11 protein-coding genes are annotated in these 13788 nt (G+C 39.5%); 5 read left to right on the plus strand and 6 right to left on the minus strand.

The features are described 5' to 3' along the window. Nucleotides 1–11 precede the first annotated feature (11 nt). From MMP60_RS07170 to MMP60_RS07185, 4 genes are all read left to right on the plus strand, one after another. Nucleotides 12–1094, plus strand: a complete 1083-nt coding sequence (locus MMP60_RS07170; protein WP_241335633.1) for an AAA family ATPase — start codon at nt 12–14, stop codon at nt 1092–1094. Nucleotides 1095–1170: 76 nt separating this feature from the next. After that, nucleotides 1171–3528, plus strand: coding sequence for a DUF5682 family protein (locus tag MMP60_RS07175; RefSeq protein ID WP_241335634.1), 2358 nt, complete (start codon nt 1171–1173; stop codon nt 3526–3528). Nucleotides 3529–3531: 3 nt separating this feature from the next. Continuing rightward, nucleotides 3532–4716: a VWA domain-containing protein gene (locus tag MMP60_RS07180; RefSeq protein ID WP_241335635.1), complete on the plus strand. Its 1185-nt coding sequence runs from the start codon at nt 3532–3534 to the stop codon at nt 4714–4716. Nucleotides 4717–4780: 64 nt separating this feature from the next. Then, the gene (locus MMP60_RS07185) at nt 4781–4963 is read left to right on the plus strand and encodes a hypothetical protein (protein WP_241335636.1); all 183 of its coding nucleotides are present in this window, start codon (nt 4781–4783) and stop codon (nt 4961–4963) included. On the opposite strand, the gene nth is transcribed toward MMP60_RS07185, so the two are convergent. Both nth and MMP60_RS07195 read right to left on the minus strand, forming a co-directional pair. Next, nucleotides 4960–5646 carry an endonuclease III gene (nth, locus tag MMP60_RS07190; protein WP_087543785.1) on the minus strand — a complete coding sequence of 229 codons (687 nt, stop codon included), beginning with the start codon at nt 5644–5646 and terminating at the stop codon, nt 4960–4962. The two genes, MMP60_RS07185 and nth, sit on opposite strands and share 4 nt — an antisense overlap. Beyond that, the gene (locus tag MMP60_RS07195) at nt 5647–6447 is read right to left on the minus strand and encodes an RnfABCDGE type electron transport complex subunit B (protein ID WP_241335637.1); all 801 of its coding nucleotides are present in this window, start codon (nt 6445–6447) and stop codon (nt 5647–5649) included. 383 nt (nt 6448–6830) lie between these two features. On the opposite strand from MMP60_RS07195, the gene gdhA reads away from it, so the two are divergent. Next, a complete protein-coding gene (gene gdhA, locus MMP60_RS07200) occupies nt 6831–8174 on the plus strand; it encodes an NADP-specific glutamate dehydrogenase (RefSeq protein ID WP_241335638.1) in 1344 nt (447 codons plus the stop codon). An 88-nt stretch (nt 8175–8262) separates the two neighbouring features. On the opposite strand, the gene MMP60_RS07205 is transcribed toward gdhA, so the two are convergent. From MMP60_RS07205 to lon, 4 genes are all read right to left on the minus strand, one after another. Continuing rightward, nucleotides 8263–9369 carry an META and DUF4377 domain-containing protein gene (locus MMP60_RS07205; RefSeq protein WP_004663193.1) on the minus strand — a complete coding sequence of 369 codons (1107 nt, stop codon included), beginning with the start codon at nt 9367–9369 and terminating at the stop codon, nt 8263–8265. Between the two features lie 181 nt (nt 9370–9550). Further along, on the minus strand, nt 9551–10324 hold the full coding sequence (locus tag MMP60_RS07210) for a class III extradiol ring-cleavage dioxygenase (RefSeq protein WP_046739158.1): 774 nt from the start codon (nt 10322–10324) through the stop codon (nt 9551–9553). A 100-nt stretch (nt 10325–10424) separates the two neighbouring features. Beyond that, nucleotides 10425–10904, minus strand: a complete 480-nt coding sequence (gene rlmH, locus MMP60_RS07215; protein ID WP_241335639.1) for a 23S rRNA (pseudouridine(1915)-N(3))-methyltransferase RlmH — start codon at nt 10902–10904, stop codon at nt 10425–10427. 325 nt (nt 10905–11229) lie between these two features. Next, a complete protein-coding gene (gene lon / locus MMP60_RS07220) occupies nt 11230–13659 on the minus strand; it encodes an endopeptidase La (protein WP_241335640.1) in 2430 nt (809 codons plus the stop codon). Nucleotides 13660–13788: the final 129 nt, after the last annotated feature.

Below are 13788 nucleotides of genomic sequence, written 5' to 3' on the forward strand. Positions count from 1 at the left end.
GGATAATCAACATGTCTCAACAAGTTTTACGTGCGCGTGCAGAACAACAGTTTTCTCATGAATTAGATGCATTAAAAGCACATGACAGTTTAGTAAAACCTCCTCAATGGCAGCTTTCACCAAAAGCAGTGGTTGATTATTTACTAGGAGCAACTTTAGCTGATGGCACAGTGATTTCACCAAAATATATTGGTAATCGCCGTTTGATGGAAATTGCTGTCGCAACGTTGGCGACGGATCGCGCCTTATTGTTATTAGGCGTACCAGGCACAGCAAAATCATGGGTATCTGAACATTTGGCTGCGGCGATTTCAGGTAATAGTGCTTTATTGATTCAAGGTACGGCAGGTACGAGCGAAGATACCTTACGTTATAGCTGGAACTATGCACAACTTTTATCTAAAGGCCCGAGTGAAGATGCTTTAGTCAAAAGCCCGATGTTACGTGCGATGCAAGAAGGTAAGATCGCGCGTGTGGAAGAACTGACTCGTATTCCTGCCGATGTCCAAGATACCTTGATTACCTTACTTTCTGAGAAAAATTTGCCTGTTCCTGAGTTGGGAATTGAGTATCAGGCGGTACAAGGTTTTAGTGTGATTGCAACAGCCAATAATCGCGATAAAGGGGTGAATGAACTTTCTTCTGCGTTAAAGCGTCGTTTTAATACTGTAATTTTACCGCCGCCTGCCACTATCGCAGAAGAAGTAGAGATTGTTCAAAAGCGTGTTCATTCATTAGGTAAAAGTTTACAACTGCCTGAGATTCAGCCTTTGGATATTCAAATTCAAAAACTGGTGACGATTTTTAGAGAGTTACGTCATGGGCAAACCTTGGATGGTAAGCAAAAACTAAAAACCACCACAGGAACTTTATCAACGGCTGAAGCCATTTCAGTGATGAGTCATGGTTGGGTGATGGCAGGGCATTTTGGCTCGGGCAATGTTACGGATCATGAACTAGCAGCAGGTCTACAAGGTGCAGTATTAAAAGATCCTGTGCAAGATATTGTCCCTTGGAAAGAATATGTGGAAACCGTGATTAAACAACGTGAGGGTTGGCAAGACCTGTATCGTGCTTGTCGTGACTTAGAATAAAACCAAATAATAAATGACCTCATCCCAATCTTCTCCTTGAAAAGGAGAAGCTGTGATCGAAATAAAGGATAGAAAAATGCTGCATATTCTCGGTATTCGTCATCACGGGCCTGGTTCAGCGCGTAGTGTCTGTAATGCTTTGGCTTCGATTCAACCTGATTGTATTTTGATTGAAGGGCCACCTGATGCCAATTCAATCATTGCTCAATTGCAACATGCAGATTTCAAACCACCTGTTGCATTATTGTTGAATACCCCTGTACAAAAAGAAGTGCGTTCACAAGCGGTTTTTTATCCCTTTGCTGAGTTTTCACCAGAGTGGCAAGCCTTACAATATGCGTTGCGTCAGCAAATTGCAGTAGAGTTTATGGATCTGCCTTTGCAACATCGTTTTGCGCTGGAAAAACAATGGGCAGAACAACATTTACAGCAAGCTTCAGCAGATGAACAAACATTCGCAGATGATGCTGAGATTGAGCCAGAGCTGCAAGTGCCTGATGAAGCAGCGCAGAATCTGGAGCAGCATTATCTTTCGATTCGCCGAGATCCAATTCAACTCTTGGCAGAACAGGCAGGCTATCAAGATAGCGAACGCTTTTGGGAACATTTGGTTGAACAGCAACCGCATACTGGACAAATGTTTGCCGCAATTAGTGATGCCATGGCAGCTTTACGTGATTATTTGCTAAGCCAGCAACCTGAAAATTATAGTAGTGAAGACCAACTGCTAGAGCAGTATCGCGAAGCCTATATGCGCAAAGTGATCAAGCAGGCAGAAAAGCAAGGCTACCAAAATATTGTGGTGATTTGTGGTGCATGGCATGCACCTGTATTGGCAGATTTAAAAGCGCAAAATAAAGCAGATACCGCTTTGCTCAAAGGCTTGCCTAAGGTAAAGATAGATGCTGCATGGATTGCATGGACACATGGGCGTTTGAGCCGAGACAGTGGTTATGGTGCAGGTGTAAAAGCGGTTGGATGGTATACCCATCTTTGGAAGCATTACCAACAAGCCTTAGATGCAGAGGCAGATGGCGAAAAAATTACGATTGATTGGTTAAGCAAATTTGCCCAAGCCTTACGCCAAGCAGGTCATGATGCCTCTAGCGCTCAGATTATTGATGCGGTACAACTGATTCAATCTTTATTGCAATTACGTGGACGACGTATTCCTGATTTGGAAGATTTATTTGAGGCAATTCGTTCGGTCTTAAATCACGGCTTAGATATTCCGCAACCGATTTTAGCTAAATTGCTTGAAGACGAGCAATTGGGGCAAGTGCCTGATGAGTTGATTGAGTTGCCCATTCAAAAAGACTTTTTACAGCAAGTGAAGCATTTCCGTCTGAAGCTCGAAGCACCTCATCGTGACATTAGTCTGGATTTACGTGAGGCCTTCGACTTGGCAAAAAGTCAATTTTTACATTGCGTGAAATTACTTGGTCTCGCTTGGGCAGAGTTAGCTGGTGCAGGCTCAAAGCAAGGTAACTTTAAAGAAGTTTGGCAGTTGTCTTGGCAGCCTGAAACTAGTTTATATCTGAATGAAATGTCATTGTGGGGAAATAGCATTCAGCTTGCCACACAAAGTTATGTCGAACATCAGATTAGACAATGTGACGATGTGGCGCAAATTGCGCAACTGATCGAGAGCATTTTATTGTCTGGTTTGGATCAAAGCCTAAATTTGGCTTTGGATAAATTGAATGAGCTCACTACTCAGCATCAAGACCCAAGCATTATTTTGGCAACATTAAAGCCGCTTATTACGGCAATTCGTTATGGCAGTGTGCGCCAATTTTCAATGCAACATTTACATCAAGTGGTAGAACATTTAGCGATTCGTTTGATGTTGAGTTTGCCAAGTTATTGTGTACAACTGAATGCCGAAATGGCTCAGCAATTTGCCCAACAACTACAAACTTTATATGAGCTTTTAGAACAATTACAACAAGATGAATTGTTACGGCTCTGGCAAGAGACCTTACATCAGTTATTGCAGTTGGAACATATGCAAGGTTATTTGCATGGTTGTTGTGTGCGTTTAGCTCGAGAACAGCACTTGATTGATGTGGAGCAAACACAGGGATTTCTGTTTCGAGCTTTGTCGATCGGGCAGACGGCAGATTATAGTGCAGCTTGGTTTGAAGGTTTCTTGACCCATCAAGCTTTGTTATTGATTCATGAGCAAAGTCTTTGGGACACCGTGAGCCAATGGGTCAATCAATTACAAGAGCAGCAATTCATTGAGTTATTGCCAATTTTGGCCAGAACAGCTTCAAGTTTTAGCCCTGCTGAGGCACAGCAATTAATTCAGAAAGTGACGCAGAAAGCGACCGCAGTCAAACAAGAGGTTGGTACTTTAGATATTGCACGTGCTCAAACGGTATTAGATGAAATTTATGTGTATTTACAGCCTGTTGCTGTCGAGGTTTAAGTGATGAAGATGAATGAAGAACTGATCACTTTAGAGCAACCTGACCTTGCGGAACAAGAACGACGTTGGCGATTAATTTTAGGGCAAGTCCCAAATTCGACTTCGCATTTACCGAATTGGTCGGTGCAAGATACCAAAATGCAAGAATGTCTGAATGAGCTTTATCAGGCGCAACAGCCTAATCGTCGTGGTGGTTTGGGGCATTCTAGTCCTCGAGTGGCACAATGGTTGGGGGATATTCGTCAGTATTTCCCATCTTCTGTGGTAAAAGTTATTCAAAAAGATGCTTTAGAGCGTTTGAATTTACAACAAATGTTGTTAGAGCCTGAATTGTTGGCGAGTGTAGAAGTCGATATTCATTTGGTTTCTACCTTAATTTCACTCAATCATTTGATGCCTGAAAAAACAAAAGAAACCGCGCGCATCGTGGTAGGTCAGTTGGTAGAGCAGCTTGAAAACCGTTTAAAACAACCATTACAGCAAGCGATTCGAGGCAGTATTAATCGCTCAGCACATACACGCCGTCCTAAACGCATGCAAGACATTAATTGGAAGCGCACCATTCAGTCCAATTTGAAACATTGGCAGGAAGATTTTAAAACGATTATCCCACATGAGTTACATGGGCATCCACGTCAACAAACGGCTTTAAAAGACATTGTACTCTGTGTTGATCAGAGTGGTTCGATGGCACCTTCCGTGATTTATTCCAGTGTTTTTGCGGCGGTGATGGCAAGTATTCGTGCAGTCAGTACGCAAATGATCGTGTTTGATACTGAATTAGCCGATTTAACCCCTTTGCTCGAAGATCCTGTGGATGTGTTATTCGGTACACAGTTAGGTGGGGGAACCGATATTGCTAAAGCAATTAAATACTGTCGTAGTAAAATCACTCGCCCAGAAGATACCATTTTTATTCTTATCAGTGATTTGTGTGAAGGTGGCGATGCTAAGCAAATGCTCAAGCAAGTGGCTGAAATGCTAGATAGTGGTGTGCAAGTGATTACGCTACTGGCATTGTCTGATGACGGTGCACCTTGGTACGATACTCAACATGCACAGATCTTTGCGGATATGGGGATCCCAACGTTTGCCTGCACACCTGATCAATTTCCAGAACTCATGGCGACGGCTATTGAAAAACGAGATATTCATGCATGGTTTGCAACCCAGCAAAATCTGACATAATAGAAGTTAAAGATGATGTTACGGCATAAAAGCCGAAACGTATGAGTAAATTGAGGATATGTCTTTGCTGAAAATTATTTTGATTGTGGTGGTAATTTTAAGTTTAGCTTTACTGTTGTTTTTATTGTATCAAAGTCAAAAAATGCTACGTCATGTGCAGAAACAACAGGCTTTGGAAAATAAGAAAAATGGTCAAGAACGTCGGCTACATCCCAAATTACAGCAGCGTAAAAAACCTCAGGATTAACTGAGGTTTTTTGTTGGAATTGTTTTTACGGCTCCAAATTCAAAACGATCAGGCCAGTTGCAGACATCGGATACGATACATTCAGCACATTTAGGTTTACGTGCTATACAACAATAACGTCCATGCAAGATCAGCCAATGATGAGCATCAATAATAAACTCTTTAGGAATAACCTTAATTAATCGATCTTCGACTTCTAAAACATTTTTACCTACTGCCAAACCAGTACGATTGCCAACACGGAAAATATGGGTATCGACTGCCATGGTGGGATGACCAAATGCGGTATTGAGCACGACGTTTGCCGTTTTACGCCCTACACCCGGTAAAGCTTCCAGTTCTTTTCGCGTTTCTGGAATTTGTCCTTGATATTGATCAACTAAAATCTGACAAGTTTTGATCACATTTTCAGCTTTAGCGTTATATAAGCCAATCGTCTTAATATATTCTTTTAAGCCATCAACCCCAAGATTTAAAATAGCTTGTGCGGTATTGGCAACTGCATAGAGTTTATCAGTCGCTTTGTTGACACTGACATCGGTTGCTTGTGCAGAAAGCAAAACAGCAATCAGTAACTCAAAAGGAGAGTTATAATTCAGCTCAGTTTGGGGATGTGGTCTTTGCGTACGCAAACGTTCAAAAAAAGTCTGAATCTGCTTTTTGGTCATATTCTTTACGGGCATTTAGATGTCCTGCAATTCATTTAAACGTTGTTGCAAATCAAGTAATTGTGTTTGCTTGGATTCATCTGCACGTACACTTAACTGCTTTTCTAACTTTTTGATTTGTGTTCTAATTTTCGCAAGTTCAATTGTCGTTTTTGCATCTAATACAGGATTTTCTTTAGGTTTATCTATGAGTGTGATCACGGGTACATTGTTAAGTGCTTGAGAAAATTGAGCAAAAAATTCAGTATCAATTTCAGCACGAACAATCGGTCCTTTACGACTCAAACGACGTTTTTCTTCTCTTTGAATATGTGCATAGTAACGATGTCTTAGATCATCTTGTTCAAGAGTACGTTGTTGAATTGTGGGTAATGGATTGGTATCTGCGACCAGATCAATACAATCTACAGGACAGGGTGGAATACATAACTCACAACCTGTACATAGATCAGTCAAGATACTATGCATTAATTTTCCGCTACCGATAATGGCATCAACAGGGCAGGCACTAATACATTTAGTACACCCGATACATTCATCTTCACGAATTATCGCTTTCATTTGTTGTGGTCGACCATCTGCTTGAATGTCCCAAACACTCGGTTCCGCAATCATTGTTGGTCTTTTTAATAATGTCGCAAGCGCATCTGCAACAGGTTGTCCACCTGGAACGCATTTGTTTGCATCTTCACCTTCCACGATCGACTTCGCATAAGGTAAGCAACCATCACGATGTCCACATAAACCACATTGCGTTTGTGGTAAAAGTTGGTCTACTTGAACGATAAGAGAGAGTTGTTGTGCTGAAACTGACATGAAAGAAGATAGGATAAAAACAGTGTCTCTATTATAGCAAAGAATAGTTTAATCGGCGGCAATCGTTGCTTTAATCTACTTTTTATAGATTTTTATTTTTGCAATTTTATAGTGCTAATATTGTTTTATTTTGGTGCTAAATTTTGTATTTCGAAATATTTATGTTGTCTTATTACTAAGTTAAACGCTGATTTAAGCTATTTTTGAATATTTATTATAAAAATAACGAATATTTTTAAATTTAAAATATTGATTTAAAATAATAAAAAATATTTTTTATGAAAATTAGGTTGAGAGTTGAGCATAAAGGGTATTAAATGTGTTTAACATTCTATTTTGGTGCATTTTTTGCACTAAATTAAATCACTATCTGGGGGTGAGAGTTGAAATACGATAGCTTAAATGATTTCTTGGAGTATGTTAAAGCTAGAGATCTATATCAACCTGAGTTTTTACAAGCAGTAGAAGAGGTCATGACGAGTTTATGGCCTTTTATACAGAAAAATCCTAAATACGCTCAATACGGTTTGTTAGAGCGTTTGGTTGAGCCTGAACGTGTTATTCAGTTTCGTGTATCGTGGATGGATGACCAAGGTCAAACTCATGTGAATCGAGCTTTTCGGATTCAATTTAATTCAGCGATTGGGCCATTTAAAGGTGGCATGCGTTTTCATCCTTCAGTAAATTTATCGATTTTAAAATTTTTGGGTTTTGAGCAAACTTTTAAAAATGCATTAACGACTCTCCCTATGGGTGGTGGTAAAGGTGGTTCAGACTTTGATCCAAAAGGAAAGTCAGAAGCTGAAATTATGCGTTTTTGCCAAGCGTTAATGTTGGAGTTATATCGTCATTTAGGATCAGATACCGATATTCCAGCAGGTGATATTGGGGTTGGTGGTCGTGAAGTAGGCTTCATGGCGGGGATGATGAAAAAGCTGAGTAATGATACGGCTTGTGTTTTTACGGGCAAAGGTATTTCTTTTGGCGGAAGTTTAATGCGTCCAGAAGCGACTGGTTATGGCACTGTTTATTTTGCTGAAGAAATGCTGAAAACTCGTGGTGATAGCTTTGCAGGAAAAACGGTTTCGATTTCGGGTTCGGGAAATGTAGCGCAATTTGCTGCTGAAAAAGCTATGTTTTTAGGTGCAAAAGTGGTGAGTCTGTCAGATTCGAATGGCACTGTTTTTGTAAAAAATGGTTTCACTGATGCATTACTTGCCGAAGTGATGGAGCTGAAAAATATCAAGCGTGGACGTATTTCAGAGTTTGCATCGAAGCATGGTTTTGAATATTTTGAGGGTAAAACTCCTTGGCATATTCCTGTTGATATCGCATTACCTTGTGCCACTCAAAATGAGCTAGGTGCAGAAGATGCAAAATTATTACTAGAAAATGGTGTGATGTGTGTTGCAGAAGGAGCCAACATGCCATCTACTTTGGATGCAGTTGAACAATTTATCGCAGCTAAGATTTTGTATGCACCAGGTAAAGCATCAAATGCGGGCGGAGTTGCAACTTCTGGTCTTGAGATGTCTCAAAATGCGTTACGTTTTGGTTGGACACATGGTGAAGTCGATGAACGCTTACATGCCATCATGAAAGATATTCATGCCAATTGCTTAAAATATGGAACCAAAGAAGATGGTACTGTCAATTATGTTGATGGTGCAAATATTGCTGGTTTCGTCAAAGTAGCTGATGCCATTCTCGCGCAGGGTATTTATTAAAGATCTCCCAAAATCCCGCTTTAATAAAGAGGGAATTCCCATAAAAAATCCGATGTTGAAAACATCGGATTTTTTTAACTGACTAAAATTATGGTTTTTTCACAATTTCTTGTTCAACCACCATATCTAATACATCTGCAATACTTGATTGATCGGCAGCAGGGTTTTTAATGTCGAAACGTTTAACTCGAACGATCACACGTTGGTTTGGATTATGTTCAAAACCTTCGATTTGACCATAGTAAAGTGACCAATTTTTATCAGCGTATGTTTTGATGCCTTTATCGTCATATTTAATTTCACGAACTTGCATACAAGTTTGTGGTGCTACACCTGTACATGATTTAGTTTGTGGTGAAATTTCGAGGAAAACGATTTTACCTTCAGACTGGTATTTTGCTTCAGCTGTCATTTTACCAAGGAACGTATATTTTTGACCGTTTGCATCGCTTAAAGTTAAGCTCGGCTGGTCTAAATTTGTCGCATTGATTTCAAATGGAACCTTACGTTTTTGTAAAAGTGTACCTGCAAATTGCTCTTGTTTCATCAGCGCTGGTTCACATGCCATCATTGTTGAAGCGCCATTACCTGTAACAATTGAACCATTTTCAATTTTCCATGAGGTATTTAAGCGGTTACAACCAGTATCTACAGATAAACGATCATTGGCTAAGAAACTTAATACGATTGGTTTTTTGGTATCAGTTGGTTGATATGACCAAGTATAGTTTGTTAACACACTCGTATTCACGATTTTGCTTCCTGTAAATACATGTTTTTGACCTTTACTATCAGTTACCGTCAAGATCGCTTGATCATTTTGGGTACTGAGTGTGAAAGGAACTTTTTTCTCACTAAAAATATCAGCAGATAAGCGTTCTTGTTGCATTAAATCATCCGCACACGCCATCATTGTTGATGCCAGTGGTGAGGTTACAATGGTATTACCTTCAACTTTCCAAGTCCCACCTTGATTATTACAACCAGTTTGAATAGATAATCGTTGATTATCATCGAAAGATAAAACTAAAGGTTTTGATGCTTTTGAACCTTGATAAGTCCAATTATATTCAGTTAAATTTTTTGCTGCAGTTGTATTAATTTGAGAAATAACATTATCAGTTACATTTTGTACAGTTTGGCACGCCATCAAAGAAAGCGGTAATAAGGCAAGAACTAAATATTTAATTTTCATAGTCAAACAACAGTAAATAAATAACAGTCATAAGCTTAAAGTATTCTTAAAAAAATAAAATGTAATCAGTTTATGGATTAAGTTCGTTAAATGTATCTATTTGTAAATTTTAAGAAAATTGATTTGGAAAATGACTTACTCAAATATAAGTAAGCCATTTGAAAAATATGATGTTTGGTTTTTAATCAAAACGATAAATATCCATACCTAATGATCCCATTGAAAAACTACTATGCACGATACTAAAACGATGACCTGTTCCCATTGCAAAGAATAATGGTGCAAAATGTTCAAGGGTAGGATGATTTCGTTGCACGTAGGGTAAAGATGGCCAGTCAAGTACAGCATCATAATCTTGATGGTTCAGTTTACTAACTACACTATTTCGAAATGTGCTTGCCCATATTGGAACTTCAGCATCTGCATGCCATGAAAGTTCAGAGAGATTATGGGTAATACTACCAGAGCCAATTAATAAAATTTGTTGTTCACGTAAAGGTGCTAAAACTTGCCCGATTTTGTAAATTTGCTCAGCATTCATTTCGATGGGTAAGGAAATTTCAATCACAGGAATATCGGCTTCTGGATACATATGCAATAAAGGCATCCATACACCGTGATCTCGTGGTCGCGTGCTATTTGCATGTGCAGGAATATCTGCTTCTGCAAATAGAGTTAGTATTTCCTCAGCAAGTTTTGGAGCGCCCGCAGCAGGATAACGGATCTCATAAAGTTCAGGGGGGAAACCACGAAAATCATGCCACGTTTGAGCTCGAGTTGATGTACTCACTTCTAGCGCTTGGCTTTCCCAATGAGCAGACATCACAATAATTGCTTGAGGTTTTGGTAAATTATTGCTTAAACGATGCAATGCAGGACCCACTTGTTCAGGATCAAGTGCGAGCATGGGAGAACCATGAGAAATAAATAACCCGGGTAAAGTCTGGAAATTCATAGATAAGCACCTGATTGGAAATACATCATTATCGTGACAAATTCATGGGAACAATGACAGCCCTTAAATATCAACAGATTGTTCTATAATCAGAACAATTTTAAGCGCGATGATAAGGATGATTATGATTGATACTCATCGCTCTATAAAGTTGTTCAATCAGTAGAATACGAACCATTGGATGTGGCATGGTCAATTTAGAAAGAGACCAATGCCAAGCTGCTGCTTGACGAACTGCGTCTGAATGTCCATCAGGACCACCAATCGCAAGAGCAATATCATTGCCTTCAAGCATCCATTGTTTCATGGTATCTGCCAGTTTTTCTGTACTGAGTTCTCGACCACCTACTTCTAAGGCAATTAACGTTTCACTGGGTTTAAGCGCATTTAAAATACTATCACCTTCAATTTGACAATATTTTAAAATATCTGCTTCGGAATCATTTTTGCCTCGTTTTGCCATCGGGAGTTCAATCACTTGAGTTTGTACAAAAGGTTGAATGCGTTTGAAATAGTCTTCAAATCCAGTTAACACCCAAGCAGGCATTTTTTGACCAATGGTCAGAATACGAATTTTCATAGAACAAACTGATGGGAAAAAGAAGCTTATTATAAACGCTGTCGATGCTTGATGGTGATGAGAGTAAGCATGAATGTTGTTCGATAGTATAAATGCTTTATTCCATAACATAAAAAACGCAGCTCAAAATTGCGTCTGAGCTGCGATCAAAGTGTCATCAGTCTGGAGTTCGGATGACACTAAAAAAATGAGTTTACGGAGTCAAGCTTCATCTTTATTTTTATCGACTCTATTTCATTATGCAACATATTGGTTATTTTTCAATCATGATTTGTAACAAAAAAAGAGAGCCGTAGCTCTCTTTAATTTTCAAATATTTAGTCGATTAGTGGCGTGCAGCCTTTGCTTCTTCTACTGGTTTAACAATAGGTGTTTTAGGCAAAGGTTTAGGTGTATCCGTCAATGCTAAAGGTAGGATGTCATCAATACTTTTCACAGCTTTGATTTCTAAACCTTCTTTTACATTGTCAGGAATTTCAGCTAAATCGCGAACATTATCTTGTGGAATGAAAACCAATTTAATTCCACCGCGGTGTGCTGCAAGAAGTTTCTCTTTTAAACCACCAATACGCATCGCACGACCACCAAGACTGGTTTCACCCGTCATGGCAATGTCTGGACGAATCGCAATACCTGTAAATGCCGATACAAGTGCAGTCGTCAGTGCTAAGCCAGCAGATGGACCATCTTTTGGTGTTGCACCTTCAGGTAAGTGAACGTGGACATCAGTTTCTTCAAAACGTGAAGACTCAATCCCCAATTCATCGGCACGAGTACGAACAACGGTCATTGCTGCGGTAATCGATTCTTTCATGACATCGCCGAGTGAACCCGTCGTAATGAATTTACCTTTACCTTTGACTGCTGCGACTTCAATGGTCAATAACTCGCCACCGACTGAAGTCCAAGCCAAACCATTAACACGACCGACTTGTGCTTCATCCTCTGCGATACCAAAGTCAAACTTATGTGGACCTAAGTATTCTGGAAGGTTGGTCGATGTGACTTCAATTTGTAAGTTCTTAGATTTCTTACTCACCGCTTCTTTCACAACTTTACGTGCAATCTTAGACACTTCACGTTCTAAGCTACGTACACCTGCTTCACGGGTATAACGTTGTACGATGTCACGAATCGCTTCTTCGTGAACAGTCAATTCTTTAGCACGTAGACCATTGTTCTTGATTGCCTTTGGAACAAGGTAGCGTTCAGCAATATTCACTTTTTCATCTTCGGTATAACCCGGTAGACGAATCACTTCCATACGATCCAATAAGGCTTCTGGAATATTCATGCTGTTGGCGGTACAAATGAACATCACTTCTGAAAGGTCAAGATCAAGATCTAAGTAGTGATCGTTGAACTTATTGTTCTGTGATGGATCAAGTACTTCAAGCAAGGCTGATGCAGGATCACCACGGTAGTCTTGTGCCATCTTGTCGATTTCATCGAGTAAGAACAATGGGTTCTTTACACCCACTTTCGTTAATGACTGCACAATTTTACCTGGCATCGCACCAATATATGTACGACGATGACCACGAATCTCGGCTTCATCACGTACACCACCAAGCGCCATACGAACAAACTCACGACCTGTTGCTTTTGCTACAGATTCGCCAAGTGAAGTTTTACCAACACCAGGAGGACCCACTAAACACAAAATTGGACCTTTGAGTTTTTTCACCCGCGATTGAACTGCAAGATATTCAACAATACGATCTTTCACGTCATCTAAGCCGTAATGATCTTCATCAAGAATTTCTTGTGCTTTCGCTAAGTTAATGCTGACTTTGCTCGCTTTGTTCCATGGTGTATCCAGAATGACTTCTAAATAGTTACGCACCACAGCAGCTTCACTTGAAGCAGGTTGCATCGCTTTTAGTTTACGAAACTCAGCTTCAGCTTTTTTGCGTACGTGTTCAGGTAAATCGGCTTCAGCAAGACGTTTTTCGATTTCAGCAACGTCATCTTCAGCACCGCCATTCATATCAGAAAGTTCACGTTGAATGACTTTCATTTTTTCATTTAGAAAGTATTCACGTTGGTTCTTTTCCATCTGACGTTTTACACTGTCATGCAGCGTTTGTTCAATTTGCTGCTCAGCAGATTGATTCATCAAATAGCTCATCAACTCTTGTAAATGCGCTTCAAACTCATCGTGCTCTAAAAACTTTTGTTTTACTTCAATGTTTAAAGGCACACGAGTTGCAACGAAGAACATTAACTGTAATAAGTCTTCGATTTTATTCGCTGCTGCAACAAGTTCACGTGCATTACGTAATTTTGCTTCTGCATATTGAGCAAACAAAGTCCGTAATTCATTTAAGCGAGTTTCTTGAGTCTCTTGATCCAATGGTAATGTGATTGGGCTTAAACGATGTTCAGCTGTTAGGTATTCTTCGCCATCAATAATACGTTCTAATTTAGAACGATATAGACCTTCGATCAGTACTTTAATGCAGTTTTCATCATTTTCATGATTCACCACTTGTACGATTTTAGCTACAGTTCCATATTGATAGAGGTTATCGTGATCAATTTCTTCTGTAAGCGAATCTTTTTGCGCAACTACAAATACTAAATTGTCACCGTTACGAGCCACATCCACTGCATTGATCGATTTTTCACGACCCACAAATAGCGCAATTTGCATGTGCGGATACACCACAACATCACGTAATGCTAAGAGTGGTAATACACTTGGAACCTGTGGCTCTAAGCTTGTTTCATTATTTAAAATATATTCAGACATGGGCACTCCTAATGAGTGACAACGGTGTTGCCATGTTTTTATAGTGATGTGCATTTTAAAAATTACAAGGGTTTTTGCTTAGAAAATATTAAAAAAAGACTAAATCACTCGGAATTTTTCTAGAAAATG

It is taken from the genome of Acinetobacter sp. ANC 4805 (genome assembly GCF_022549495.1).
Lineage (GTDB): Bacteria > Pseudomonadota > Gammaproteobacteria > Pseudomonadales > Moraxellaceae > Acinetobacter.